Origin of the sequence: Xenophilus sp. Marseille-Q4582 (assembly GCF_916700565.1) — a bacterium.
Taxonomy (GTDB): Bacteria; Pseudomonadota; Gammaproteobacteria; order Burkholderiales; family Burkholderiaceae_C; genus Xenophilus.
The window spans coordinates 60,160-86,790 of record NZ_CAKAKO010000008.1; the positions used below are offsets into that span (position 1 = coordinate 60,160).

Genomic DNA, 26,631 nt, shown 5'->3' on the forward strand with positions numbered 1-26,631 from the left:
CATCAGGCGTGCCAATGGCGCCGAATGGGTGGTTCCGCCCAACCGACACCTGCGCCACGGCTCATTCAGTCCAAAATTTGCCTAACATTGGATAATCCACTATTACCCAGTGTGATATTTACTAAGATCTATGATTTATTGACCTCTTAAATAGTATGTAATATCATGGTACATACTACAGTACGAAATAACGAGGTGAACCATGGCCCGAGCCGGAATCTACAAGTCTGAAGTGCTGCGTGCCCGCGATAAATTGCTGGCCGCAGGGCGCAATCCGTCCATCGATGCGGTGCGCGAAGAGCTGGGCAGCGGCTCCAAAACCACGATCCATCGCTACCTGAAGGAGATCGAGGAAGAGGAAGGGCCAGCCACCGGCAGCCGCGTAGCCGTCAGCGAGGCAATCCAGGACCTGGTGGGTCGCCTAGCCGCCCGCGTCAATGAAGAAGCGGAAGAGCGGGTCACCACGGCGCAGGCCAAGCACGCCGAGCAGCTGAGCCAACAGCAGCAAGCCGTCGCGGCCCTGAAATCCGAGGCGCTGGCCACGCGCCAGCAGCTGGAGCAAACCCAGCGGGCCCTGGCCGACGAAAAAAACGCTCACGGCAAAACCAGCGAAGCTCTGAGCCGCAAGACCCTGGAAAACACTCAGCTCGTCCAGCAGGTGGCCGACCTGCAGGAGCGCCTCGCGGCCGAAGAGCGCCATCGCCAATCCCTGGAAGAAAAGCACAAGCACGCGCGCCAGGCGCTGGAGCATTTCCGGGAATCCACAAAGGAGCAGCGCGACCAGGACCAGCGCAAGCACGAACAGCAGGTGCAGTACCTGCAGGCCGAGTTGCGCACCGTGAACGAGACCTTGGCCACCAAGCAGCAGGAAGCCGTCCATACCCTTCAGGAAAACGCACGCCTCCTGGGCGATTTGTCGCGCGCCCAGGGCGATCTGCACCAGGTGTTGATTCATCAGCACAACTGAGCCAGTGATCACGTTGAATATTGAGCCACTGGGTTGATGGATTCTTTGACTATTCGGTTGTGGATAAGTCTATCGGGTCTGCTGTTTTTCGATCTCCTTTCTGGCTCTTTGGGCGTTGCTTTGGGGGAGCCGCGCCAGCGGCACTGGAGTGCTTGAATCGCCAGCTCTCGTTGCCCGTCTCGACGATGTGGCAATGGTGCGTGAGCCGGTCAAGCAAGGCCGTGGTCATCTTGGCGTCTCCAAAGACGCTGCTCCACTCCGAGAAGGTGAGGTTGGTGGTGATCACCACGCTCGTTCGCTCATAGAGTTTGGAGAGCAGGTGGAACAGCATCGCGCCGCCCGACTGCGTGAATGGCAGGTAGCCCAGTTCATCCAGGATCACCAGATCGACGTACATCAGGCGGTGCGCCATTTGCCCGGCCTTGTTCTGCGCCTTCTCCAGCTCCAGGGCGTTGACCAGCTCCACCGTTGAGAAGAAGCGCACCCGCTTGCCATGCATGCGAATGGCCTCGATCCCCAGGCTCGTGGCCAGGTGGGTTTTACCCGTGCCGGGGCCACCAACCAGCACCACGTTGTGCGCCGACTCCACGAAGCGAAGGGTGTGCAACTGGCGCACCAGTGCTTCGTCGAGCTGCGCGTGGGCGAAGTCAAAGCCGGCGAGGTCACGGTGCGAAGGGAAGCGCGCCACGCGCATCTGGTAAGCCATGGAACGCACCTCACGCTGAGCGGTCTCGGCCTTGATGAGCTGGTGCAGCACGGCCTCATGATCCAGCGACTTCATGCGGGCGGTGCCCAGTACCTCCGGCCAGGCACTGGCCATGCCGTGCAGGCCCAGCGCTTTGAGGGCATCAATGACGTCATGCATGGTCGGACTCCGGTGATGCCTCATGAGGCTGGACGTTGCGCAGTGCGTCGTAGCGCTGCAGGTTGGCCAGTGGCGGCGTGTTGAGCTTGAGCATCGTGGCCACCGGTGGCTCGGGCACGCGCTGCTCCTTCAGACGCGAGAGCACGTTGAGCACGTGCTCGGCACTCACCCGCCCGGACTGCAGCGCCAGCTCTACCGCCACCACCACGGCCTCCAGTCCATGCAGGCTCACCCCCATGAGCACCTGCGCCATCACCCTGTCGCCACCGCTGTGGCGCAGCAACTGGCGCTGCATTTCCTGCAGTGGCTCGGGCATGGTCTTGAAGGGCGCGCCGTTGCGCAGCGCGCCGGGCTTTCGCTCGATGAGCGCGATGTAATGCATCCAGTCGTAGAGCGTCTGATCACGTTCGAAGCTGCGCGCCAGGCGCACCTGTCGCCCATCGGGCCCGACCACCAGCAGGCCATCCGCGTAGGCCCGCAGACTGACCACCGCATGAATCCATTCACACGGCACGCTGTAGCGGTTGCGCTGGAAGTGGATCAGTGCGGTCGCAGAGACCCGTACCGGCTGCTCCACGTAGCCATCAAACGCACGGGGGTTGGGCATGAGACGAGCACGTTCGTCCTGCCAGACATCGGCCACCGTGAGCTGAGTCCATTCCGGGTGACTCATCTCAGCCCAGGCCTTCACGCAGGCCTGCTGCAACCAGTCGTTGAGTTCACCAAGCGTCCCCCAGCGCCGCTCGCTGGCCTCACGCCAGATGTCCTTGCGCCGATCCTGAACGTTCTTCTCCACGACCCCCTTCTCCCAGCCGGCGGCCCGGTTGCAGAACTCCGGCTCGAACAGGTAGTGCCCGGTCATCGCCTCGAAGCGTGCATTGACGCTGCGCTGTTTGCCATGGCCGACCTTGTCCACAGCGGTCTTCATGTTGTCGTAGATGCCCCGCCGGGGCACGCCACCGAAGAGGGCGAACGCCCGTGCGTGCGCATCGAACAGCATCTCGTGCGCTTGGCTGTAGTACGCCACCAGGCAGAAGGCGCGACTGGCCGCCAGCTTGGTGTGTGCCACTTCCAGGCGGCGGCGCAGCCCGCCGATGAACAGGTACTCGCAGCTCCAGTCGAACTGGAACGCCTCGCCCAACTCGAAGCTCAGCGGCACGAACCCCGCACCACGCGCAGCGTTGCCTTGCTCTTGCTGCCAGCGCTGGGCAAAGGCGTAGACCGGCCCTCGGCTGCCGCTGTAGCCCTGCGCGCGCAGCGCCTCAAACATGGCCTTGATCCCGCGTCGATCGCGTTTGCTGCGATGGCTATCGGCCTTGAGCCATTGGCTCAACTGCTCCTTGTACGGATCCAGGATGCTGGGGCCCGACACCCGCTGCGGGTATCGGGGTTCGGCCATCTGCCCGTCTTTGAGCCACTTGGTGGCTGTGTTGCGCGAGATGCCCAGGCGCCGGCTGGCCTCGCGCACCGACACGTCCTGCCTCAGCACGAGGCGGCGTAACTTGCTCAATGTGCTCACGTTGATCACTCCTGCTCCCCCGTGCTGAAAAATTCAGCAGGATAGAGCGGCAACGTGGCTCAAATTTCAACGTGAATGCGTCCCGAAATGGCCCAGCTTTGGAAATGAATCAACATACCAACACATCTCATCCCTGCCGACCGCGATCCTGAACGACGTGAAGGACATCGCCGCGACGCTGTCGTCGGCTGACTACTGCGGCTACGCGCCGGACAACGTCGTGTCGCTGCTCAATGCCGATGCCACGCGAGAAACGGTGTTGGATGGTCTGAGCGCTCTGGCCGCCCGCGCTGGCGAAGATGACACCGTCTGCGTGTACTTCTCTGGTCACGGTGCAGTTCTGTCGAGCGCCGGTGGGGATGACAGTGCGCTGCTCACCGTGGACAGTGACCTTGCCGACCTCGCAGGTACCGCCATCAGTTCCGCCGATCTGGCTTCCGCACTCGGCCAAATCAAGGCAAAGCGCGTCCTTGTTTTCATCGACTCCTGCCACGCTGGCGGCGCCGCCCTTTCCAAGGGCCTGACGGACGGCCAAGGCCACGAGTTCAAGTCTGGCTACAGCCCAAGCGCTTTCGCCAAGCTCGCGGTCGGCACAGGGCGAGCCTTGATGGCATCGTGCCGCGCCGATGAGGAGTCCGGCGTCTTCACGGGAGCGAGGAACAGCATATTCACCACGGCGTTGCTTGCAGGGCTAAAGGGCGCCGCGGACAAAGACAACAGCGGGGTCATTAAGGTCTTCGACCTGTTCGAGTACGTGGCAGAAGAGGTTCCTAAGGCTGTCTCGGACGACCAGCATCCCGTCTTCAAGGCTGACAACCTTGAGCAGAACTTCCCGATCGCGTTGAGTCGCGGCGGAAGGAAATCACCTGGCAGCGCTTCCACGCCGTCAATGCCGGTCGATGCTGACCGTTGGCGCCAACTGGAGCAGTGCCTCATCGAACTCTTCCCGACCGGGCCGCGTGAACAGGAGTTGTGGACGCGGGCCGGTGGCGACCTTTCGAAGCTTCAACTCTATGGGTCGGGTCAAGCCATGTGGCATTCGGCGATGCGAACCCTCAAGCAAGGCGGAGGCGGCAGGAACATCAGCTTTGGCTCTCTCGTAGCGGCGGCGAAAGAAGACTTCTCGAATCACCAGCTGCTGACATCGCTGTAGGACCATCGTTGAGCACAGCCGATGAGGGGCTGACATTTGCAAAACTCTAAAACCGCTCAGGGTGACATGAGTCTGCCGCGACACGAAGAAGCTGCCATTCAGACGTGTTCGTGGCCGGCCACGCGGTCGAGTGACCGGTTCCGATGGTAACGCGGGCGTTCGCAGCCGGGGACGCTCAATGGCTGGTGTTGGCGGATGCAGCCGCCCAAGTACGGATACGCGAACGACTCAAATCAGCCTTTATGTAGAGCTCTACATAAAGGCTGTTATGCACAGGTTCCAGTTATGAACAGTTGCCGAAGGCGATCGAGCTGAGTGCTTGGGTTCGCCTATGCCACTGACAGCGGCGGTCTTCGTGATCTGGACATAAGCCCAGGGCCAACACAAGACTGGTGATCTCACAACTGGAGATCACCATGGATTCAATCCGTTCGCTGCACCCGTTGGCCAGGGCCTGGTTACTTGACGGCCCGCTGTCACCATATGTCGATGCGTTCGAGGCGTTGATGGAACGAGGCCGGTACGCCGAGGGCACCGTGTCAACGGACCTTCGAGCGTTGGCGCACTTCGCGCATTGGATGACACGGTGTCGGCTTTCTGCCGATCAGATTGACGAGTCGCTCGTCGAGTTGTTCCTGGATTCGCACGTGCCGAGATGCGATTGCCATGCCACGGCGTTGCGTAGCCATAGCGACTTGCGTGCCAGCCTCGCGCACTTGTTGGCGCTGCTGCGTGAGCAGCATGTCATTGTGGAGCTGCCCGGTCCCAGTGGCCCCATCGCGGAGGAATTGCACCGCTACAACGTGCATATGCGCGACGCCCGTGGTCTTGGTGTCGGCACGCGCAAAGGTCGCCTGGCGATCGTAGGCAGGCTGTTGCAATGCAAATTCGCCGGTACCGCCATCGCGATTGGAGAGTTGCAGCCAGAAGACGTTCGCGGCTTCATTGCCACTGAATTATTGATCCGGCCTCAATGAACTTGACTCAAGCCGCATAGCGTACCGTGGCGTGCTCGAAGTACTTGCGGATGCGCTCGGGCTGGCGTTGCACGCTGCGAAGGTGCTTGGCTGTGGCTTTGGCCAGTTGCAGCTTCGTTCGCGCCGGTGCCAGCTTCGTGACCGCCTGCTTGATATCCGCATTGGCCATCTCATCCGGGTTCAACTCCGGGCTATAGCTCGGTAGGTAGAACACCTCGATGGCATCGGCATGCTCGGCCAGCCAGGCCTTGACCGGTTTGGCATGATGCACCCGCAGGTTGTCCAGGATCAGGAACACCTTCTTGGTCTGTCCCTTGATCAGCCGGCGCAGGAAGTCGATCAGGATTGTGGTGTTGAGCGCCCCGTCAAAGATGCGCCAGCGCATCTGCCCTTTGTTGGTCACGGTGGAGATGACCGACAGGTTGTGGCGCTTGTTGTTGACCCGCACCACCGGCGTCTGGCCCTTGGGCGCAAAACCACGGCCGCGTACATCGTCGCTGCGCAGTCCACTCTCGTCGCCCCAGTGAATTTCGGCTCCCTCGGCCTTGGCCCGCGCGGCAATGGCGGGGTAGTCCTCGTCGAGCCACTTCTTGACCGCCGCCGGTGACTGCTCGTAGGCCTTCTTCATCGGCTTTTGCGGCGTGAAGCCCCAGCGCGCCAGGTACTTGCCCATGGTGCGCACTTGCAGTCGCAGCCCAAAGCGCTGTTCGATGAGTTGGGCCACAGCGGCGCGGGTCCACAGCGCGTAGGGCATCTTGAGCTGATCGGGCGTCTTGTCGGCGATGAGCTTGCGCACCAGGGCCTCCTGGGCGGGGTCGAGCAAGCGGTTTTCGCCGAGCTTGCGCCCGCCAATGGCGTCGTGCAGCGCCTTGGCACCGAGCGCCTCATGGCGTTTGCAGATGTTGAAGACGCCTGTGCGACTCAGGCCGGTGAGCGCGGCGATCTTGTCGTAGGTGTTGCCGGCCTTGCGTAGCCGGATGACCTGAACCCGGCGCTCATGCCGCGCTTCGTGGCTCAACGATCTCATGTCAGTTGCTTGCATGAATCCGAGTTGGGGGCGGTGCAGATAAATTCAAGTGCACAAGGGCCGAATCAATAACACGGGTGAACAGCGTGTCCCACGCCAGCGCGCTGGCTGCTGCACTGCGAGCCTACTTCCGCTATCGCGCCACCTGCGGCGATGCCTTGCATGCCTTGCTAGGCGTCATCTCCTCACCGGCGCGGTGGAGCCTGGCATCGCTGCCGCGTGCGCTCACGGCCGAGCAGGTTCAGGTGCTTCTGGCGAGTTGCGCCGAGGCCCGGTCGACGCCGCTGCGTTTGCTGGCCATGGTGCATTTGGCACTGGACCTCGGTCTGCGCGTGGGCGAGATCGCCCGGCTGGAGATGAACGACTTCGACTGGCGGGCTGGAACCGTGACCTTGAAGGGCACGAAGTCACTGCGTCAGGATGTTCTGCCACTGCCAGCAGCGACCGGAGAAGCGCTGGCCGCGTACGTGATGCATGAGCGGCCGGCGACCGCGCTGCCAACCCTGTTCGTACGGCGGATGGCACCGCACGACAGGCCCATCGGCGTAGACGCGGTGAGCCGCGCCATCGGGCGTGCCCTGCGACACGCCGGCATTGATCGCAGTTGCCACTCGTTGCGCCACACCCTCGCTTGCGGTCTGGTGAACCACGGCAGCTCAATCAAGGAGGTTGCCGACGTGCTTCGGCATAGGTCTATGAACACCTCATTGATCTATGCAAAGCTCGACATGCACGCATTGGCCGAGGTGGCCTTGCCTTGGCCCGGGAGCGGAGCATGAACGCCCCGGAAGGCCCCAGCAATAACCTGGCCTCCAGGGTGCAGCAATTCCTTGATGAGCGACGTCGACTGGGATTCAAGCTGCAGGCAGCATTGCGGATGCTGCCTGCATTTGAGCGTTTCGTTGCCAACGCCGATCACACCGGACCTCTGACGATAGACCTGATGGTGCAATGGGCCAGCCAGGTTCATGCCAGGCACATGGTGGACGGTCAAGCCGACCGTGGCACGGTCGCGCGCCGGCTGGTGGTGCTACGGCCATTCATGCGCTGGCTACGACAATTCGAGCCAGCTACCGAAGTCCCAGATGACTCCAGCGTCGGGGCTCTCCCTGGCCGTGTTGCCCCGCACATCTACTGCGAAGCAGAGATGGTCGCGCTGCTCGACGCTGCCCGCCAGCTCGGTCCGTCCGATGGCCTTCGTGCCGCCACCTATACGACGTTGTTCGGGTTGCTTGCCTCGACCGGGTTGCGGATCTCCGAAGCGCTCAACCTGCATGACGCTGACGTGGACCTGGACGCCGCGCTCCTGACCATACGGCAGACCAAGTTCGGCAAGTCTCGCCAAGTGAGCCTGCATCCCAGCGCAATCGGACCGCTGGCGACCTACCGGGCGTTGCGCCGGCAGCATGTACGTTCGAGCCTGAACACGACGTTCTTCGTCAGTTCGCGCGGCGTGAATCGGGGCGAGCCGCTGGGCGACAGGCAGGCCCACCGAATGTTTGAGCAGTTGCGAAGGCAACTGGGCTGGGTGGATCGCGGCGGGCATGGACAGCCTCGGATCCACGACATTCGCCACAGCTTTGCCGTGAGGCGCTTGATCTTGTGGCACGAACAAGGGGTGGACCTTGATCAGCGGATGCTGGCGCTGTCCACGTACATGGGCCACGTCAAGATATCCAACACGTACTGGTACCTGAGTGGGGTGCCGGAGCTGATGGCCTTGGTCGGTGCCCGGTTCGAACACTATGCCGACCTCGGGGCGTGCGACTATGAATAGGCCCAACCAATACAAGCCGCCGAGCTTCGGTGCGTTGGTGCAATCGTTCTTTGCGGACCATCTGACCCAGCAGCGTGGGCTGAGTGCACGTACCGTGGCAGCCTATCGTGATGCGTTCCTGTTGTTCCTGGAGTTTGCCCAGAATCGACTGCACAAGGCTCCCACAGCAATGCAGTTCTCGGACCTGACGCCCGCTCTCATCATGGCCTTCCTTGACCATCTGGAGGCCGACCGGCACAACTCGGTTCGCAGTCGCAATGCAAGATTGGCCGCGCTACGCACGTTCCTGAAGTTCGTGGCGCACAAGGATGTGGCGTCGCTGCATATCGTCGAGCAGGCCCTGGGCGTGCCAATGAAACGCTTCGAGCGGCCCATGCTGGGGTTCCTGACGCGCGAAGAGATGCTGGCGGTGATCGGAACGCCCGGCGTGGGCTGGGTCAGTCAACGCGACGTCTTGCTGCTGGCACTCATGTACAACACCGGCGCTCGGGTGTCGGAGGTGATCGGCGTGAAGGTGGCCGATGTTGTACTCGCGCCCGCCGCCTGCGTGCACCTGCACGGCAAGGGGCGCAAACAGCGCTCTGTGCCGCTGTGGCGCTCGACGGTGAAGTTGCTCCGTGCATGGCTGCGACTGAACCCCGATCTGGGCCCGGCGTCGACCTTGCTGCCAAACCGGGAAGGTCAGGCGATGACACGATCCAACGTGACGCAGCGGCTGGCATTGGCCGTGCAGGCAGCCACCCGCGCACAGCCCAGCCTGGCCGGTCGCCGAATCTCTCCGCACACTTTGCGTCACTCGACGGCAATGCATCTGCTGCAGTCCGGTGTGGACATCAGCGTGATCGCGCTGTGGCTCGGCCACGAGAGTCCGACGACGACCCATCAGTACATCGAAGCCGACCTCGCGATGAAGGAGAAGGCGCTGTCCCGGCTGCAGGACCCCGGCGTCGTCGCACGCCGCTTCCGGGCAGATGACGCGCTCTTGGACTTCCTCAAGACCTTGTGACTATGTATAGCCCTTGGACGCGGCGGCTGTTCTCGTTCGAGGGAACGTCGCGGCCATGCGGGGCCGAACTGTTCATAACTGGGACCTGTGCATAACAGCCTTGAGCCGACATTGCAATCACGACTGGACGAGGTGCAGCTACCGGTAATGACGGCGACACCCAAATTTTCCAATCACGTAAATCCCTGCCATATGGGCAGGGATTGGGACAATGTGACAAGTGACGCGCTAGAAACCCTCTCCCACCTCGCTTAGCGCCAAGGTGGGAGAGTCGCGTCTTAAGTTGATTGTGCGAGTACGGGTTAACCCGTAAAATCCTACCGCTCACCTGCGCGAAAGCCAGGGCCGCAAAGCCTCCGGCCTACCACCTTGCACTTGCTGCAACGGACACGGCAGCGGGGTTGCCAGTCCACCCTTGAGCGGACTGCTTCGCGAATCAACCTGCATTCGCGCCTTGTGGCTCTGACCCTTTTTCTCATTGGGCCAGCCCCTGACGTCCAGCGTGCACATGCCGACAGGACACATGCGCCACCAGGAGCTTCATCTGTTGCAAACCCCAGCATTGGCATGGCTGAACCGGAAACGGATCGGCCTGGCGTGGCGCCGTGCGCTCCTGTGAGATTGAACCTCGTGATCTTCAACCGACTCTCTATCGGCGGCAAACTTTGGGCGGCGGTGGCCACCATCATCCTGTCGCTCGTTGCCGTGCTCGCCGGTACGAGCATCAACACATCGCGCATCAATGCGGCTGCGTCCACCGCCCTCGGGCAAGCCAATACCAAGAGCGAACTGGTGCACTCCTGGGCCTCGATGACCACGCTCAACGTGAACAGGCTGCAGGCCTCCATGCTCAGCTCAGACCCGACGGTGGACGCCTACTTCAAAGACAAGGTGTCGGGGACCATCAAGCAAATCTCCGAGGTGCAGAAGCAAATTGAGGCCATGGAGCTGACCGCAAGCGAAAAAGCTCAGATGGCGAAGATCGCTGCCCTGCGCAAAACTGTGCTCGACGAGCTGGCTGTGGCTCGCAAGATGAAGGACGAGGGGGACCAGGTGGGCGCTGCAGACCGCGTGCAGGGCCCATTCAATGCGGCCATCACACCCTACCTCGGCGCACTGGACGAATTTGCCGTTGGACAGAGCAAGGCCGTAGCGGACGTGCAGTCGCAGAGCGTGGCCGCCCGCAACGCCAACACCCGCAACGCGACCATTGTGGTGGTGCTACTGATGTTGGCCATCGCAGCTGGTGCGGTCGCACTCGTGCGGGGGATTCGCAAGCCCCTGCAGCAGGCCCTCGACTTCGCCCAGCAAATCGCCAAGGGCGACCTGACCGTGCGCCTGAACATGCAGAGCAACGACGAGATCGGTGCCCTGGCCAAGGCACTCGACGAAATGCGCGATCAGCTGGTAAGTGTGGTGGCCGACGTGCGCCGTGGGACCGACAACATCACGGTTGCCTCTGAGGAAATCGCCACCGGCAACCACGACCTGAGCGCGCGCACCGAGCAAACGGCCTCCAACCTGGAAGAGACTGCGGCCAGCATGGAGCAAATGTCGGGCGCCATCAAGCAGTCGGCCGACTCGGCGCGTATGGCCAACCAACTCGCCGATGTGGCCGGCGTGAGCGCGCAAAAAGGCGGCGACGTCGTAGGCGAGGTTGTGACCACCATGCAGGAAATCAATGCCGCCTCGCGCAAGATCAACGACATCATCAGCGTGATCGATGGGATCGCCTTCCAGACCAACATCCTGGCTCTCAACGCCGCCGTGGAAGCAGCCCGCGCGGGCGAGCAAGGCCGAGGCTTTGCGGTGGTGGCCGGTGAGGTTCGCACTTTGGCCCAGCGCAGTGCCCAGGCTGCCAAGGAAATCAAGGAGCTGATTGGCAACACCGTGACCCGCGTGGACGCCGGCACCAACCTGGTGACTCAGGCCGGTGAGACGATGAAGGAAATCGTTGAGAACGTGGTCCGGGTGCGCGACATCATCGGGGAGATCGCCTCATCGGCAACCGAGCAGTCCGAGGGCGTGAACCAGATCAACGCGGCCGTGGCCAACCTGGACCAGATGACCCAGCAGAATGCCGCCCTGGTGGAGGAAAGTGCTGCTGCTGCCTCCAGCATGAGCGAGCAGGCCGCCCAACTCTCCAAGGTGGTGCAGACGTTCCGCCTGAGCGATGCGGATCTGCGCAACAGCCACATTCAGGTGCTGCAGGCGCACAGCATGCCCACGGCCAAAGCCCCCGTTCGCCAGAAGCCAGGGCACAGCACAGTGACGCCAGCCAAGACCTCCAAGCCATCCGCGGCGAAATTGAACGCGCCCAAGGCCGCTGCAGCCCCCGCGTCGGCCCGCCTGAGTGCGCCGGCGCAAGGCTCCAGGTCCGCTACAAGCCCAACCCCGGACAGTGGTGATTGGGAGTCGTTCTGATGACCGCCGTCAACGCCGAATACCTCGCCTTCTGTGTTGGCGCCGAAGAGTACGGCATCAACATCCTGGATGTGCAAGAAATCCGTCAGTACGAGGCGCCCACTCGCATTGCCAACGCTCCAGCCCACACGCTGGGTGTGGTGAACCTGCGTGGCGTCATCGTCCCCATCACGGACCTGGGGCAGGTGCTGCTGCAGCGTCCCACCCCCATCACCGATCAGACGGTGACGGTCTTTTGCACCAAAGGCCAGTCGCTGCAGGGGCTGGTGGTCGACTCGGTCAACGATGTGATCGCGCCCACCGAAGAGGACCGCAAAGGAGCGCCTGCGTTCACGGCCGCTGAGCTGGCCAGCCGACCTGTCGTTGAGGAAATCGCCTGCATGGAAGGCAAGCGCAACGTCATGCTCACCAGCGTGAGTGCCCTGCTCCATTCCCACCAGGCAGACCGGTAGCCTGGAATCCCGGATTGCGGGTAACCGGACACCCCACGCAGCAGGTCTGAACTCAGCCTCGCGTCATTGGAGCAAGGCCCCCCAAAAGGGACATGGCACTTCTCCAAGGCACTGTGTTCGAACAATAGGGCTCACTGCCGGGGTGCTGGCCAAGAACCCCGGTGAGCAGCATGGGCGACCAGCCTGCTCGACATTCACCGCGACGCTGCAGGGCCGGGTGAAAGTCAATTCACTCAGCCAAACGTGGACGTAGCCCCACGCCACGCTCCGGAAATTGTTTTCGGACGCCTCTGATACATGGCTTGCCATATGGCGTCACTTGCCATATACTGTGATACATGGCATCACATCTCAAATCAATTCCTCGATCGACAGCCCGCGTCGGCTGGAACAACCGTTCTCAGACGGTCACGATGCCGCTCGAATATCGTTTTCCGGAGTCAGTGCGCGAGGTGTTCATCCGCAGAGAGGGTGAAAGCGTCATCTTGACACCCCGCCCTACCGATTGGTCAGGTTTCTTCGCCACGGGCATGAAGGCTTCCGCTGACTTCATGGCAGAAAACGAGCGTCTGCCGATCCAGGAGCGCACGTTTTGACGGCCCAACTGTTCATGCTCGACACTGATACCTGCATCTTCCTCATGCGAGGTGAGTCCCAGGTGCTGGCAACAAAGGTGCAGACGGTGCCCTTGCAGCAGCAGGTGATGTCGGCAGTGACGTTTGCAGAGTTGACCTATGGTGTGCATGCCTCTGCATCCGCCAAGCGCAAACAGAACCAAGCTGTTCTCGACAGCTTTGCATTGCACTTGGCAGTGCTGGATTGGCCACAAGACGCCGCGCTGCACTACGCCGAGATTCGTGCTGATTTGAAGAAGCGCGGCGCGCAGATGGGTGCTGCTGATCTCATGATCGCGGCACATGCGAGGGTATTGGGGGCCATCGTCGTCACGAACAACGTCAAGGACTTCGGGCGAGTGAAGGGCCTGCAAGTTGAGAACTGGTGCAAATAGGAAATCGAAAAGCTATGTGCAACACGCAGCGCCACAGCGGCATTGAACGCGTTCCCTGTCTTGACTAAAGTTGTCCCAACAAAAGAGTGAAGCATGACCACATTCAAGTTTGTCAAAACCATTCAGTACACCGAAATTGTTGAAGTTGAAGCTCAGACGTTGGCCGAGGCCGAAGAGAAGGCCTTGGAGGTTGACGGTGAACGAAATCACGACGACACCCTTGTGTTGATGGAGCCAACCCGGTAGTGCAAGCAACTACAACTGCATCTCTCGCTAACGCCCCCGTTCAGCTGTCCTCTTCAAAGCATTGCCGGTCTATGCGCATGGCCGAGAAATACCGGATGGGGAGCGACGAATACGGGAGAGATCGCTTCTGCGGCACGAGACGACGCCCGCTAGGTTCCTGGCGGCATACGAGTGGCACTCGACAGCTGCCACCCCCACGATCCGAGTCGATGCAGCCATGACCGAATACACCCTGACCCGCCAATCTCTGGACACCATTACCGATGTGGAAATGGTATTCGGCACCGTCAAGCTGCTTCCGCCCTACGAGGTAGTCCCTGAAGCCTTCAAGCGTGGCAACAACTACACCAGGCTGATGGATGTTGATTCATTTCCAAAGCTGGGCCATTTCGGGACGCATTCACGTTGAAATTTGAGCCACGTTGCCGCTCTATCCTGCTGAATTTTTCAGCACGGGGGAGCAGGAGTGATCAACGTGAGCACATTGAGCAAGTTACGCCGCCTCGTGCTGAGGCAGGACGTGTCGGTGCGCGAGGCCAGCCGGCGCCTGGGCATCTCGCGCAACACAGCCACCAAGTGGCTCAAAGACGGGCAGATGGCCGAACCCCGATACCCGCAGCGGGTGTCGGGCCCCAGCATCCTGGATCCGTACAAGGAGCAGTTGAGCCAATGGCTCAAGGCCGATAGCCATCGCAGCAAACGCGATCGACGCGGGATCAAGGCCATGTTTGAGGCGCTGCGCGCGCAGGGCTACAGCGGCAGCCGAGGGCCGGTCTACGCCTTTGCCCAGCGCTGGCAGCAAGAGCAAGGCAACGCTGCGCGTGGTGCGGGGTTCGTGCCGCTGAGCTTCGAGTTGGGCGAGGCGTTCCAGTTCGACTGGAGCTGCGAGTACCTGTTCATCGGCGGGCTGCGCCGCCGCCTGGAAGTGGCACACACCAAGCTGGCGGCCAGTCGCGCCTTCTGCCTGGTGGCGTACTACAGCCAAGCGCACGAGATGCTGTTCGATGCGCACGCACGGGCGTTCGCCCTCTTCGGTGGCGTGCCCCGGCGGGGCATCTACGACAACATGAAGACCGCTGTGGACAAGGTCGGCCATGGCAAACAGCGCAGCGTCAATGCACGCTTCGAGGCGATGACCGGGCACTACCTGTTCGAGCCGGAGTTCTGCAACCGGGCCGCCGGCTGGGAGAAGGGGGTCGTGGAGAAGAACGTTCAGGATCGGCGCAAGGACATCTGGCGTGAGGCCAGCGAGCGGCGCTGGGGGACGCTTGGTGAACTCAACGACTGGTTGCAGCAGGCCTGCGTGAAGGCCTGGGCTGAGATGAGTCACCCGGAATGGACTCAGCTCACGGTGGCCGATGTCTGGCAGGACGAACGTGCTCGTCTCATGCCCAACCCCCGTGCGTTTGATGGCTACGTGGAGCAGCCGGTACGGGTCTCTGCGACCGCACTGATCCACTTCCAGCGCAACCGCTACAGCGTGCCGTGTGAATGGATTCATGCGGTGGTCAGTCTGCGGGCCTACGCGGATGGCCTGCTGGTGGTCGGGCCCGATGGGCGACAGGTGCGCCTGGCGCGCAGCTTCGAACGTGATCAGACGCTCTACGACTGGATGCATTACATCGCGCTCATCGAGCGAAAGCCCGGCGCGCTGCGCAACGGCGCGCCCTTCAAGACCATGCCCGAGCCACTGCAGGAAATGCAGCGCCAGTTGCTGCGCCACAGCGGTGGCGACAGGGTGATGGCGCAGGTGCTCATGGGGGTGAGCCTGCATGGACTGGAGGCCGTGGTGGTGGCGGTAGAGCTGGCGCTGCAGTCCGGGCGGGTGAGTGCCGAGCACGTGCTCAACGTGCTCTCGCGTCTGAAGGAGCAGCGCGTGCCCGAGCCACCGGTGGCCACGATGCTCAAGCTCAACACGCCGCCACTGGCCAACCTGCAGCGCTACGACGCACTGCGCAACGTCCAGCCTCATGAGGCATCACCGGAGTCCGACCATGCATGACGTCATTGATGCCCTCAAAGCGCTGGGCCTGCACGGCATGGCCAGTGCCTGGCCGGAGGTACTGGGCACCGCCCGCATGAAGTCGCTGGATCATGAGGCCGTGCTGCACCAGCTCATCAAGGCCGAGACCGCTCAGCGTGAGGTGCGTTCCATGGCTTACCAGATGCGCGTGGCGCGCTTCCCTTCGCACCGTGACCTCGCCGGCTTTGACTTCGCCCACGCGCAGCTCGACGAAGCACTGGTGCGCCAGTTGCACACCCTTCGCTTCGTGGAGTCGGCGCACAACGTGGTGCTGGTTGGTGGCCCCGGCACGGGTAAAACCCACCTGGCCACGAGCCTGGGGATCGAGGCCATTCGCATGCATGCCAAGCGGGTGCGCTTCTTCTCAACGGTGGACCAGGTCAACGCCCTTGAGCTGGAGAAGGCGCAGAACAAGGCCGGGCAAATGGCGCACCGCCTGATGTACGTCGATCTGGTGATCCTGGATGAACTGGGCTACCTGCCATTCACGCAGTCGGGCGGCGCGATGCTGTTCCACCTGCTCTCCAAACTCTATGAGCGAACGAGCGTGGTGATCACCACCAACCTCACCTTCTCGGAGTGGAGCAGCGTCTTTGGAGACGCCAAGATGACCACGGCCTTGCTTGACCGGCTCACGCACCATTGCCACATCGTCGAGACGGGCAACGAGAGCTGGCGATTCAAGCACTCCAGTGCCGCTGGCGCGGCTCCCCCAAAGCAACGCCCAAAGAGCCAGAAAGGAGATCGAAAAACAGCAGACCCGATAGACTTATCCACAACCGAATAGTCAAAGAATCCATCAACCCAGTGGCTCAATATTCAACGTGATCACTGGCTCAGTTGTGCTGATGAATCAACACTTTGACACGCGTGCTGATGTGCGCAGCAAGCGCCTGGGGATCGCTCTGGCCGGCCACGATGGCGTTGAGCACGGCGCGCCCGCTCTGGCCCAGGATGTCGCTGAGTACCACGCCCAGCTTCAGGTTGGCGTCTTCGAGCACTTTCTCCAGGCGCTGGGCGTGCGCGGCGCGCTCGCGCACGAACTGCTTGCGCGTGCGGGTGAGCGTGCGCAGTTCCTGCACGGCCACCGGCGGCACGAAACTGGCGCGAATCAGGCCGTGGGCCAGCAGGTCGGCCAGCCACGTCGCGTCGTTGACGTCGGTCTTGCGTCCGGGCACGTTCTTGACGTGCGCGGCATTGGCCAGCACCAGTTCGACGTGGCCTTCGAGGATGTGCCATACGGGCTTCCAGTACACGCCGGTGGCCTCCATGGCGACGTGCTCAACGCCGAAGGACTCCAACCAGTCGGCCAATGCCAACAGGCCCGAGGTGGTGGTGGCAAAGGTGCGAACCTCCTGCACAGGAGGGCCATTGCCAACGATGCGTGCGCAGGCCACCACGGTCTGCTTGTGCACGTCCAGTCCCGCACAGCGGGGATGAATGACTTCCATGATCGCCTCCATGTCGCGGCGACATCGGCGGGCGGCCCACGTCATCGAAATCTAGCAGGCCGTTGAAAAAATGCTCATCGAACGCGCCAGGGTCGTGGATTTCGAAGAAACGGATCGCGCAAACTGGCCTGCGCAGCGATTGGAGCGGCCATTTCGGCCTGTTTGCAGGCCGTTTTGCCCGTTCCGGGCGCACGTATCCCATGGTTCACGCATGATGCGCGTCCCACCAACCGCCCAGACTGCCCATGCGCACCAGGTTGTAGGTGGCAAAGCACAGCAGCGCCTGGCCCGCGAGCTTGGCCTGACCGATCAATTTGGTCTTGGCCAGACCGCCCACTGTCTTGATCCAGCCAAAGGCCTCCTCGATTCGCTTGCGCACTTTGAGGCTGGTTTTGTAGCCCTCGTGGCGCTTGATGCGCCCATCGACTGCAGAGTGCTTGTCCTTGGCCGCCACGTGCGGCGTGACCAAGAGCCGGCGACAGCCCTTGATGAAGGCCTTGCTGTCGTAGCCCTTGTCGGCGCCGACCGTGGCCCGCTTGTTCCTGTTGCCCCGGCGTTTGAGCATCGCCAGCGCCGCCTCGCGCTCGGCGGTGCCACTGGCATGTGTGATCTCCACATCCACGATCAGACCGTTGCGGTTCTCCATGAGGATGTGCCCCATGTGGCACAGGCGGGACCTGTCGCCCGCGCTCTTCTTGAACAGCCGGGCATCGGCATCGGTGGTGCTGGCATGGGTGCCGTTGCAGCGCTCCTGCCCTTTGAAGTTCACCTCGGGGTTGCGTCCGGGTGGCGTGCCGCTGTCGTCGTCTTTGCGTTTGAAACTCTTGTGCGAGGCCCAGGCCTCAATCAGCGTGCCGTCCACGCTGAAGTGTTCGTCGCTGGCAAGCCGGCCCCACTGGGCGCTGAGCTTGACGCGCTCGAAGAAGGCGCGCGCCAGGTCTTCGTTGAAGAGGCGTTCGCGGTTGGCGCTGAAGGTGGAGTGGTCCCAAACTTTGTCCTCGATGTTCAGGCCGACGAACCAGCGGTACAGCAGGTTGTAGTTGACCGCCTCGACCAGCTGGCGTTCGCTGCGGATGGAGAACAGGATTTGCAGCAGCAAGGCCTTGAGCAGCATCTCCGGCGGCACCGACGGTCGGCCACGGCGGGCGTACACCGCTTCGAACTCGCTGTTCATGCTCGCCAGCAGCGCATCCACCACGGCGCGCAACTTGCGCAGCGGGTGTGCCGCTGGCACTCTTTCTTCAAGGCTGATGTAGCTGAACATCGCCCCCTGGAAGTCTTGGTTGCCTCTCATCTTTCTTGTCGCAGTTGTTGCGGGATGGCTTCAGATCGTAGCGGCCGACGCGGACGCTCGCAGGGGATTTTTCAACGGCCTGCTAGGATGCGTGCTCCAGGGCGCAAGGCCCAGGGCGACAGTACGGGGTGCTCGTGAGGCCGCGGGTCCCACTGACATACGGGCTGGCTGCACCAGGTTTGAGCCGACCTCTTTGCCGGACGCCGCAACCGCTATTACAGCTCCGTTTCATCCGTCGCGGAAGGCGCTCAGCGCCATGGAGCACTGACATGGCTTTGGCCTTGCGCACGGGGTGTCCGCCCTGGGGTGACGCCGCAAAGCTTGCAGGCATTCAGCCTGAGTAGTGGCCGCCGCAGAACGCTCGTGGAACGCAGAATTGGTCTCGTCATCCCGCGTCTGTTATGCATCCGCCGACGAATGTTGGACGCACGAGGTCGCGGTTCCAGCGGTGCAGGCCATTTGATGTGTCCTGTTGTGCCAGGTCATCGCGCTCATGATCCGTAGCACCTCAAAGATTTGCGTGACTTCGTTGTCTCAATCGATAGCCAGATCGATAGCTTTCAGCGCTGCGGTAGAGCTTGCTGGACATTGAGGCTTCGAGGTGCAGGCTGGACCACACACCTTCCCTCCCTGGTTGGGCTGAACTGTTGCCTGCCACCGCTGTTTGACGCGTGCTGGCTGCCGCGTCTTGCTTCGCTCTAAGGTCGCGCGCGCATGCCTGTTCGGACGTGAAGGCTTGAAACAGGCTCTTGAACTTGTAGCTCGTTGGTTCGCCGGTGTCGTTCCTCGCGCAAGTCTTTTCGATTTTGCCGCAAGTTCAAGCTCCCTGAGAAGGCCCCGCCATCTGCGCTTAACTGAATCTGAATCTCTTCGTTCAGATCTTCCTACGGGGGGCTCCATTCCGGGTAAGCAGCATCAATTTGGCACTGATCCTTCGAAACGTCTGACCAGAGGGTAAACCCGAAGATTCGACGAAGATGTGCATCTGATTTTTGGATTTTGCTTATCCATAAGAAATTGAACAGCAAATGAGACCCGCGACCTATACTGCGCATCTCCCGAATTTCTAAAAAATCATAGGAGACAAAATGAACAGTAGTGATTGTCTAAAGGCTAATCTACGATCCCGGATCCGGTCAGTCCATTTCAGCATTGGCTGCGAGTCAAGGGATGGACGAAGTTGAATTTGCATATGACCTGCAACTGGCGAATGATGGGAAAACCCTTCTTTACTCGCCTTTTGCGAACTATGCGCATGCCAATTTGGATGCCTGCCAGGAAATGGTTCAACACCCGCATTCACTCCTGTCTTTGGGTGACGGTGGTGCGCACGTAGGCCTGATCACCGATTCCAGTTCCACCACATTCATGCTCACGCACTGGGTGAAGCAGCAAGGACTGCCATTGGAATGGGCTGTACAGAAGCTCACCAGCCTGCCGGCGGAGATGATGGGATTGAAAGACCGCGGGGTCATCAAGCAAGGTATGAAAGCCGATTTGAACATTATCGACCTGGACCGCCTTGAGATCTGTTTCCCCTACGTGGTTTCAGATCTTCCGGCCGGTGGAACGCGATTCACGCAGGACTCAGATGGATATCTGGCTACGTTCCTCTCGGGTAAGTGTGTCGTCCGCGAAGGCAAACCCACAGGCCTGCTGCCTGGGCGACTGGTCAGAAGTCACTCCCTCGTCGGATCAAACAATTGAATTTTAAGAACAATGTCATACAAGTCTACATACCCAAGCATTAACGGTTGCAAGCTTCATTTGCGCGAAGCTGGCAAGGGGCGGCCCATTCTGTTCCTGCACGGTGCAGGCAGCGGTGTCATGGAATGGCTTCCTTTCTTTGACCGCCTTGCAGAGGCGGGTCATCTGCTGGTGCCAGATCATCCTGGTTTCGGCGACTCTGACGATCCCAGTTGGATCAAGGCCATTCCGGACATGGCCATGTTCTACCTGGAGATGCTTGAGGAGCTTGATCTTCATGATGTTCATGTGATTGGGCATTCGCTGGGAGGCTGGATCGCTGCCGAAATGGCTGTGCGCAACAGGACCCGCATCCGTGACATCACCTTGATGGCACCCGCCGGCCTGCGGAAAAAGGGGCTGCAGTATGCAGACCTTTTCATTCAAACGCCCTTGGAGCGCGTCAATGCGTTGTATGCCGACAAGCGCTTTGTTGAGGCCCAATTGGCCAAGCCTCTTTCAGAGGAGGACCGCGACAAGCTGTTGAAGAACTGGTTTGCGTCGGCAAAGCTTGCGTGGGAACCCCGTGGATTCAGCCTGGTATTGCCGAACTGGCTGCACCGGATCAAAAACCCTGTGCGGTTGATCTGGGGCAAGGACGATGCGGTGATCCCGAGTGCAGTGTCATCAGAGTGGGTCGAGAAACTACCCTCCGTGAAGTACTTTCAGATGATCGAGCAATGTGGGCATATGCCCCACATTGAAAAGCTGGACGAAGTCGTTGGTCGACTTATCGAAGACATTAAAACGAGCGCATAACATGCAGCATATTTACTTTACCTTGATGCCCTACCGCCCGCTTGACATGGAGGCGGCGGCAAAACAGAGATCTGCTTGGGTCGTGTTGCCCAACAGCCTGTATGACCCCAAGAAAGGCGCAGACGACTACGAAAGCCACATGAACCTGCTGGAGGAGGCTGATGCGCTGGGCTTCGACGGGTTGGGCGTCAACGAACATCACCAGACCGCCTATGGAATGATGCCAGCGCCGAATCTGATTGCGAGTGCGATCATCCAGCGGACGAAGCGCGCGAAAATTGCCATTCTTGGCCGGGCGTTGCCTTTGGTGAGCAATCCCATCTATATCGCCGAAGAGTTTGCCATGTTGGACAACCTGTCCAGAGGCCGTCTGATTTGTGGTTTCGTGCGTGGTATCGGTGCTGAGTACCATGCGGCCCCTATCAATCCCGCTTTCTCGCATGGCCGTTTTCACGAGGCCCACGACCTGATTGTGAAAGCCTGGACGACCCCGGGTCCGTTCGCATGGGAAGGCGAGTACTACAACCACAACTATGTCAACCTCTGGCCAAGGCCTTACCAGAGCCCCCGCCCGCCGATCTGGATTCCATCGCAAGGCTCAGCCGAAACGATCGACTGGGCCGCGCATCCCGATCGGAAGTATCCGTTTCTGATCACGTTTGCGCAGGAGTCCAATGTCATCAGAAACCTGAACGCGTACCGTGAGAAGGCACGTGAGTATGGTTATGAAGCAAGCTCCGAGCAGCTGGGATGGGCCGCACCGGTCTACGTGGCGGATACCTATGAGCGCGCCATCGAGGAAGCTCGGGCCGGTGTCGAGTCGTTGTTCAACAACTACTTGACGCTGCCCATGGAAATGCTGATGCCGCCCGGCTACACGTCCTTGTCTTCGATGAAGAAGACCATGGCCGCGCGAGCGGGCATTGGTTTGAAGCGCCAGACCATTGAAGAGATGATCGAGTTGGGCACGGTGGTGGTGGGCACTCCGACCATGGTTCGGGACAAGATCCAGAAAATGCGCGACGCGACCAATATCGGCATCTTCGTGGCGCTGCTTCAGATCGGTGTCATGGGTGATGAACTCGCCCGCCGAAACATGCAGATGTATGCCTCTGAAGTGATGCCGCACTTGAAGTGAACGACCGAAGGAGCTACGCAGTGAATCGCAAGCCTTATATCGTTGGCATCGGGGGTACTTCCAGGCCGAACTCCTCGTCGGAGCTCGCCTTGAGGCAGGTGCTGCAGGACCTGGAGGGCATGGGCGCTCAGGTTGAGTTGTTCACGGGCCATGCACTGAGCAAACTGCCCATCTATGGAGACGAGGTCGACGCTCACGACGACCTGCGTGAATCTTTCATCAAGGCATTGAGAGAGGCTGATGGCGTGGTGATTTCTTCGCCTTGCTACCACGGCGGCGTGTCAGGTCTGATCAAGAACGCTCTGGATTACGTGGAGGATATGCGAAATGATCCGCGTGTCTATCTTGATGGCAGGGTCGTTGGCGTGATCGCCTGCGCCTATGGCAACCAAGGGGTGGGGACTGTACTGAACCAGTTGCGCCAAATTGTGCATGCCCTTCGCGGTTGGCCTACCCCCATTGGCGTGGGCATCAACTCCCTTGAGGTTCGATTCACCGGTGATGAGTGCTCGGATGAATCTATTCGAAAGCAGATCAAATTGATGGCAAAGCAGTTGGTTCAGTTTGTTCCACGAATGACTGAAGCCACTGCTTGACTACAGAAGTCGATGATTACCTAGTCAGCCCTGAACAATTCAGTTGTCAGCTACAGATAGGCTGACGTCGCCAGGAGCGGCCAGCAGTGCGGCGATGACCGCCTGCATCGATAACCCGAATCGGGCGCAATAAAGCCGCAGCGCGGCCAGGATCAGGCGCAGGTTATGCCCGGCACCGCACATCACCGCGTGCAGCGCATCGCCCAGCGCACCCTTGAGCGGGTTGCGGCCCAGCCGCCCGTCCATCTTCATGTGCCCAATGGCCGGTTCGATGGCGCTGCGCCGCTTGATCATGGCCCTGAGCGTTCGGGTGATGCCCCGCTTTTGGCCCGACATCAGGATGCGCACACCTTCAACTTTCACACCCCGGTAGCCCTTGTCCACGATTGCCGTGGCGGGCGGCCTGTCCGTGCCAGTGAGGATGCCCACCTGCTCCAGTGTCTCAGCCAGGGTGTGGCCGTCGTAGGGGTTGCCCGGCATGGAGCGCATGCCCACCACCAGGCCTTCCTTCAACGTGGTAGCGATGCTGACCTTCACGCCGAACTCGTACGGTGTCCTGGCTTTGCCTTTGCTGATGCATTCGACCTCGGGCGCGTGCAGGGCGTACAGCTTGTTCTTGTCCTTCGTGCGTTGGCTGAGGATGCGGCCGGTGCGCTGCAGCAGGTCTTGGACCTTGGCCTGGGCCGCTTCGGGCAGCATGTGCAGTTGGCGGGCCACCTCGCGGTGCACGCGGCCAACCCGGGTGCGCAGTGTGCGAACGGCCTTGTTCATGCGCTTGAACTGCTTGGCGTGGGCGTAGCGCCCGATCTGCGCGGCCAGCCGTGGGGCGATGCGGTTGTAGTTCTGGCGCAGTTTCAGCCCCTTGCCCTCGGCCACCTTGACCAGGTGCTGGCGGCTTCGCTCCAGCAGGCGGCTGTCGGTGGGGTGAGCGATAGCCTTGGGCATCACCGTGGTGTCCACGATCACTTGCTGCACGCTGGCTTTCTTGATGACGCCACCACGCCGGGCGGCATCGATGCTGGCCGCCAGCAGCATCTCCACGCCTTCTTCCCCAACGCGCTTTCTCCAGCGCGTCAGGCTGGACGGGTCAATGGGCAGCTCGGTCTGCAGGTAGGTCTCGCCGCAGAAGAACTGCCAGTATGGGTTCTCCACCCAGGTGTTGACCACCGCCTCGTCGGAGGCATCGAAGGTGTGCTGCAGGTACAGCAGCCCGGCGACCAGGCGCGGCGCCAAGGCGGGCCGCCCGCGCCCCGAAGTGAACGACACCGCGAACGTGCGCTCGATCTCGGCCCAGTCGATCAGCGCGCCCAGCCTGACCAGCGGATGCTTCATGTTGATCTGCTCGTCCAGTCGTGGACGAAACAACTCGCCCGTTTGCGGCTGCGAAGGCTTCGGACCCATCGGACTCCCCGGAGAAATTTGCAAGAAAACAGGCACTGGCAAGACCATACCTTGCAAATCCCGCGCCCATCAACTCGAAGAACAACCAGTCAGATCAAGGGCTTGCGAGTTGTTCAGGGCGGACTACCTATGGGGTACTATGGTTGAATGAAGATATCGGACGTTGATTTAAATCTGCTGCCCCTGTTTGATGAACTCATCAGAACCCGCAAGGTTTCAGCAGCAGCGAGAGCGCTAGGCATGAGTCAGCCGGCAAGCAGCTATGCGCTTGCCAAACTGCGGAAGCTCTTCAACGATCCGTTATTCATCCGCACTCATGCCGGCTTGCACCCGACGCCGTTGGCTTTGAAACTGGCGCCGGCCATTTCCAAGGCATTGCGGACCATTCAAGATGAGATATTGCTGGAGCCCGAAATCAGTTTTCAGGCGCGTGATGAAACTCGTACATTCTCCATCAATATCACGGCGGCTGGCGCCGTCATTTTTGTGCCACCAATCCTCGAGCACATTGCGACGGCACGCAACATCACGATCAACATCGTGGACCATCCTGCTGACCAGCTCCATCATTTGATGGAGTCTGGAAAGGTGGACCTTGCATGTGGATTTCTGTCTGGCATTCAGGAGATGAACCTTCACCGGCAACTGCTGTTTCGCAACCCTTTCGTTTGCATTGCGAGGCGATCTCACCCTCGCCTGCGTGGAGTGTTGACGCGTGAACAATACCTTTTGGAGGAGCATGCGGTGGTGAGGCGCAGCCCGCATGAATCCACTTGGCTCGACAGAGAGCTGAAGCAGCGTGGAATTCAACGGAAATGCAAGATCACGGTGCCTCATGCATTGAATATTCCTTCGATCATCGAAAACAGCGATTTATTGGCCACGATACCCCAGCCCTTGGCTGAAAGATTTTGCGCCGCCGGCGACCTTCAGATGTATCGACTTCCTGTTGAGCTGCCATTGTTGGCTGGATACCAATATTGGCATACCCGATTCCATCGAGATTCCGCGATTATTTGGTTGCGGCGAGCAACATCCGAGCTATTTCGCGTGGCCTAAAAGAGATAAGGAAAATGTATGTTGGGTTTGATGCAGCGCCAACCATTGTTGATCTCCTCGTTGATTGATTTCGCAGCGAGACATCATGGTGACGGAGAAATTGTTTCGCGCCGAGTAGAAGGCGATGTGCACCGATACACATGGAAGGACGTGCGGCAGCGTTCGATGCAGGTAGCTCACGCTTTGGAAAAGGGTGGCATATCGACAGGGCAGCGGGTGGCCACGCTGGCTTGGAATGGCTATCGGCATCTGGAACTCTATTACGGTGTGAGCGGATCGGGTCGGGTGCTGCACACCATCAATCCACGGCTTCATCCGGAGCAGGTGGCCTGGATCGTCAGCCACGCTGAGGACCAGGTGCTGGCTTTCGACACATCCTTCTTGCCCATGGTGCAGTCCATTGCGGGCAAGTGCCCAGGGGTAAGGCTCTGGATCGCGCTTTGCGAAAAGGATCAACTTCCGGTCGATTCGGGGATTCCGGGACTGTTGAGCTATGAAGATTGGATTGATGGCCATCTGGCCGAGTACCCGTGGCCGGATCTGGATGAGAACGTTGCGTCCAGCTTGTGCTACACGAGTGGGACGACGGGGAACCCCAAAGGGGTGCTCTATAGCCACCGCTCCACGCTCTTGCACGCTTACGCAGCGGCATGGCCGGACGTCATGAACCTGTCGGCGCGTGATTCGGTGTTGCCTGTTGTGCCGATGTTTCACGTAAATGCTTGGGGTATCCCATATTCGGCGGCGCTTGTGGGATGCAAGCTGGTGTTTCCAGGGCCTGCTTTGGATGGCAAGTCGGTTTATGAGTTGCTCGAAGCGGAACAGGTGAGCTTCGCTGCGGGGGTGCCCACGGTCTGGCAGATGCTGTTGGGATACGTCGAAGCCAACGGCTTCAAGCTCAACCATTTGCGGCGCACCATCATCGGCGGATCCGCATGCCCTCCCTCGATGATGGATGCCTTCCGTGAGCGCCATGGCGTGGAGGTGCTGCATGCCTGGGGCATGACAGAAATGAGCCCGGTCGGCACTGTTGGCACGCTCAAGAACAAGCAGATCGCCTTGCCCAAGGAGGAGCAAACAGCGGTACGGCTCAAGCAGGGGCGCGCGGTTCCTGGCGTCGACATGAAGATTGTGGACGACGCCGGCCATGAGTTGCCCTGGGATGGCCGCAGCTGTGGTGACCTGCTGGTGAAGGGGGGCTGGGTCGTCAAGGGTTATTTCAGAGAGAACGTGGACAGCCCCCTTGTTGATGGCTGGTTTCCTACCGGGGATGTTGCGGTCATCGATGCGGATGGGTTCATGCAGATCACCGACCGGAGCAAAGACGTGATCAAGTCCGGCGGCGAGTGGATCAGCTCCATCGATGTCGAGAACATCGCCGTGGCCCACCCCGACGTGGCAATGGCGGCATGCATTGGCGTTCGGCATCCCAAGTGGGACGAGCGGCCGATCGTTGTCGTTGTCAAGAAGCCCGGTGCTGACATGACGAAACAGGCGCTGCTGCAGTTCTACGAGGGCAGGCTCGCGAAGTGGCAGATCCCCGATGACGTCGTGTTTGTTGAGACGATTCCCTTGGGTGCCACAGGAAAGATGCTCAAGTCCAAGTTGAGAGAACAACTGCAGGACTACAAGTTGCCTTTGCCCTCCTGACGGATCCAATCGCACGCAACGCGCCATAACCAGAACGGAGTTTCTGGGGCTCCCACGCGGGCCCCTACGGACTCCGTGTGCCTAGCCCCCTG

25 protein-coding genes, 1 pseudogene and 1 riboswitch are annotated in these 26,631 nt (G+C 60.6%); of the genes and pseudogenes, 20 read left to right on the top strand and 6 right to left on the bottom strand.

All coding sequences use genetic code 11. The features are described from left to right. The first annotated feature begins 202 nt into the window (after positions 1 to 202). Positions 203 to 967, top strand: coding sequence for a DNA-binding protein (locus LG388_RS25565; RefSeq protein WP_225785382.1), 765 nt, complete (start codon positions 203 to 205; stop codon positions 965 to 967). Between the two features lie 49 nt (positions 968 to 1,016). Here the strand turns inward: LG388_RS25565 and istB (LG388_RS25570) are convergent, their stop codons facing one another. Both istB (LG388_RS25570) and istA (LG388_RS25575) read right to left on the bottom strand, forming a co-directional pair. Next, entirely contained in the window at positions 1,017 to 1,832 is an 816-nt protein-coding gene (gene istB / locus LG388_RS25570; RefSeq protein ID WP_225782451.1) for an IS21-like element helper ATPase IstB, read from the bottom strand. After that, positions 1,825 to 3,351, bottom strand: a complete 1,527-nt coding sequence (istA, locus tag LG388_RS25575) for an IS21 family transposase (RefSeq protein WP_225782461.1) — start codon at positions 3,349 to 3,351, stop codon at positions 1,825 to 1,827. Before istA (LG388_RS25575) ends, istB (LG388_RS25570) begins: the two co-directional genes overlap by 8 nt. Before the next feature lie 124 nt (positions 3,352 to 3,475). Here istA (LG388_RS25575) and LG388_RS25580 point away from each other — a divergent pair, with 124 nt between their 5' ends. Together LG388_RS25580 and LG388_RS25585 are read left to right on the top strand one after the other, a co-directional pair. Next, the gene (locus LG388_RS25580; protein WP_370630248.1) at positions 3,476 to 4,504 is read left to right on the top strand and encodes a caspase family protein; all 1,029 of its coding nucleotides are present in this window, start codon (positions 3,476 to 3,478) and stop codon (positions 4,502 to 4,504) included. A 416-nt stretch (positions 4,505 to 4,920) separates the two neighbouring features. After that, positions 4,921 to 5,481, top strand: a complete 561-nt coding sequence (locus LG388_RS25585) for a hypothetical protein (RefSeq protein WP_225785384.1) — start codon at positions 4,921 to 4,923, stop codon at positions 5,479 to 5,481. 7 nt (positions 5,482 to 5,488) lie between these two features. On the opposite strand, the gene LG388_RS25590 is transcribed toward LG388_RS25585, so the two are convergent. After that, positions 5,489 to 6,523, bottom strand: a complete 1,035-nt coding sequence (locus LG388_RS25590) for an IS630 family transposase (protein ID WP_225781239.1) — start codon at positions 6,521 to 6,523, stop codon at positions 5,489 to 5,491. 62 nt (positions 6,524 to 6,585) lie between these two features. On the opposite strand from LG388_RS25590, the gene LG388_RS25595 reads away from it, so the two are divergent. The 11 genes from LG388_RS25595 (at position 6,586) to istB (LG388_RS25650) (ending at position 16,232) form a co-directional block, all read left to right on the top strand. Further along, complete coding sequence (locus LG388_RS25595; protein WP_225785385.1) at positions 6,586 to 7,287, top strand: site-specific integrase; 702 nt, start codon at positions 6,586 to 6,588, stop codon at positions 7,285 to 7,287. Next, positions 7,284 to 8,285, top strand: a complete 1,002-nt coding sequence (locus tag LG388_RS25600) for a tyrosine-type recombinase/integrase (protein ID WP_225785386.1) — start codon at positions 7,284 to 7,286, stop codon at positions 8,283 to 8,285. The genes LG388_RS25595 and LG388_RS25600 overlap by 4 nt, the downstream gene beginning before the upstream one ends. Beyond that, complete coding sequence (locus LG388_RS25605) at positions 8,278 to 9,291, top strand: tyrosine-type recombinase/integrase (RefSeq protein ID WP_225785387.1); 1,014 nt, start codon at positions 8,278 to 8,280, stop codon at positions 9,289 to 9,291. The genes LG388_RS25600 and LG388_RS25605 overlap by 8 nt, the downstream gene beginning before the upstream one ends. A gap of 311 nt (positions 9,292 to 9,602) precedes the next feature. Next, positions 9,603 to 9,700: riboswitch (cyclic di-GMP riboswitch) on the top strand. Positions 9,701 to 9,858: 158 nt separating this feature from the next. Further along, complete coding sequence (locus tag LG388_RS26755; RefSeq protein WP_304956864.1) at positions 9,859 to 11,715, top strand: methyl-accepting chemotaxis protein; 1,857 nt, start codon at positions 9,859 to 9,861, stop codon at positions 11,713 to 11,715. Beyond that, positions 11,715 to 12,167 carry a chemotaxis protein CheW gene (locus LG388_RS25620; protein ID WP_225785388.1) on the top strand — a complete coding sequence of 151 codons (453 nt, stop codon included), beginning with the start codon at positions 11,715 to 11,717 and terminating at the stop codon, positions 12,165 to 12,167. The genes LG388_RS26755 and LG388_RS25620 overlap by 1 nt, the downstream gene beginning before the upstream one ends. 338 nt (positions 12,168 to 12,505) lie before the next feature. Continuing rightward, complete coding sequence (locus tag LG388_RS25625; RefSeq protein WP_225785389.1) at positions 12,506 to 12,763, top strand: antitoxin; 258 nt, start codon at positions 12,506 to 12,508, stop codon at positions 12,761 to 12,763. Further along, on the top strand, positions 12,760 to 13,176 hold the full coding sequence (locus LG388_RS25630; RefSeq protein ID WP_225785390.1) for a type II toxin-antitoxin system VapC family toxin: 417 nt from the start codon (positions 12,760 to 12,762) through the stop codon (positions 13,174 to 13,176). The genes LG388_RS25625 and LG388_RS25630 overlap by 4 nt, the downstream gene beginning before the upstream one ends. A gap of 93 nt (positions 13,177 to 13,269) precedes the next feature. Further along, a complete protein-coding gene (locus LG388_RS25635) occupies positions 13,270 to 13,422 on the top strand; it encodes a hypothetical protein (protein WP_225785391.1) in 153 nt (50 codons plus the stop codon). A 217-nt stretch (positions 13,423 to 13,639) separates the two neighbouring features. Then, positions 13,640 to 13,831: a hypothetical protein gene (locus LG388_RS25640; protein ID WP_225785392.1), complete on the top strand. Its 192-nt coding sequence runs from the start codon at positions 13,640 to 13,642 to the stop codon at positions 13,829 to 13,831. Between the two features lie 66 nt (positions 13,832 to 13,897). Then, positions 13,898 to 15,424 (top strand): IS21 family transposase, encoded by a 1,527-nt coding sequence (istA, locus tag LG388_RS25645; protein ID WP_225782461.1) that lies wholly within the window; start codon positions 13,898 to 13,900, stop codon positions 15,422 to 15,424. Continuing rightward, positions 15,417 to 16,232 carry an IS21-like element helper ATPase IstB gene (gene istB / locus LG388_RS25650; protein WP_225785393.1) on the top strand — a complete coding sequence of 272 codons (816 nt, stop codon included), beginning with the start codon at positions 15,417 to 15,419 and terminating at the stop codon, positions 16,230 to 16,232. Before istA (LG388_RS25645) ends, istB (LG388_RS25650) begins: the two co-directional genes overlap by 8 nt. 73 nt (positions 16,233 to 16,305) lie before the next feature. Here istB (LG388_RS25650) and LG388_RS25655 read toward each other — a convergent pair. Further along, positions 16,306 to 16,896: pseudogene (locus LG388_RS25655) on the bottom strand (IS110 family transposase); the annotation flags it as partial. A 205-nt stretch (positions 16,897 to 17,101) separates the two neighbouring features. Beyond that, positions 17,102 to 18,190, bottom strand: coding sequence for an IS5-like element ISCte5 family transposase (locus LG388_RS25660; protein WP_225785394.1), 1,089 nt, complete (start codon positions 18,188 to 18,190; stop codon positions 17,102 to 17,104). Between the two features lie 1,143 nt (positions 18,191 to 19,333). Between LG388_RS25660 and LG388_RS25665 the strand changes: the two genes are divergently transcribed. The 4 genes from LG388_RS25665 to LG388_RS25680 are packed head-to-tail and all read left to right on the top strand — an operon-like array spanning position 19,334 to position 22,429. Further along, positions 19,334 to 19,897, top strand: a complete 564-nt coding sequence (locus LG388_RS25665) for an amidohydrolase family protein (RefSeq protein WP_225785423.1) — start codon at positions 19,334 to 19,336, stop codon at positions 19,895 to 19,897. Positions 19,898 to 19,909: 12 nt separating this feature from the next. Next, entirely contained in the window at positions 19,910 to 20,695 is a 786-nt protein-coding gene (locus tag LG388_RS25670) for an alpha/beta fold hydrolase (protein ID WP_225785395.1), read from the top strand. Position 20,696: 1 nt separating this feature from the next. Next, positions 20,697 to 21,833: an LLM class flavin-dependent oxidoreductase gene (locus LG388_RS25675; RefSeq protein ID WP_225785396.1), complete on the top strand. Its 1,137-nt coding sequence runs from the start codon at positions 20,697 to 20,699 to the stop codon at positions 21,831 to 21,833. 20 nt (positions 21,834 to 21,853) lie between these two features. Then, on the top strand, positions 21,854 to 22,429 hold the full coding sequence (locus tag LG388_RS25680) for an NADPH-dependent FMN reductase (protein WP_225785397.1): 576 nt from the start codon (positions 21,854 to 21,856) through the stop codon (positions 22,427 to 22,429). 39 nt (positions 22,430 to 22,468) lie between these two features. Here the strand turns inward: LG388_RS25680 and LG388_RS25685 are convergent, their stop codons facing one another. Further along, a complete protein-coding gene (locus tag LG388_RS25685; protein ID WP_225785398.1) occupies positions 22,469 to 23,830 on the bottom strand; it encodes an IS5 family transposase in 1,362 nt (453 codons plus the stop codon). Between the two features lie 147 nt (positions 23,831 to 23,977). Here LG388_RS25685 and LG388_RS25690 point away from each other — a divergent pair, with 147 nt between their 5' ends. Together LG388_RS25690 and LG388_RS25695 are read left to right on the top strand one after the other, a co-directional pair. Continuing rightward, the gene (locus LG388_RS25690; protein WP_225785399.1) at positions 23,978 to 24,889 is read left to right on the top strand and encodes a LysR family transcriptional regulator; all 912 of its coding nucleotides are present in this window, start codon (positions 23,978 to 23,980) and stop codon (positions 24,887 to 24,889) included. Between the two features lie 18 nt (positions 24,890 to 24,907). Continuing rightward, complete coding sequence (locus tag LG388_RS25695; protein WP_225785400.1) at positions 24,908 to 26,539, top strand: 3-(methylthio)propionyl-CoA ligase; 1,632 nt, start codon at positions 24,908 to 24,910, stop codon at positions 26,537 to 26,539. Positions 26,540 to 26,631: the final 92 nt, after the last annotated feature.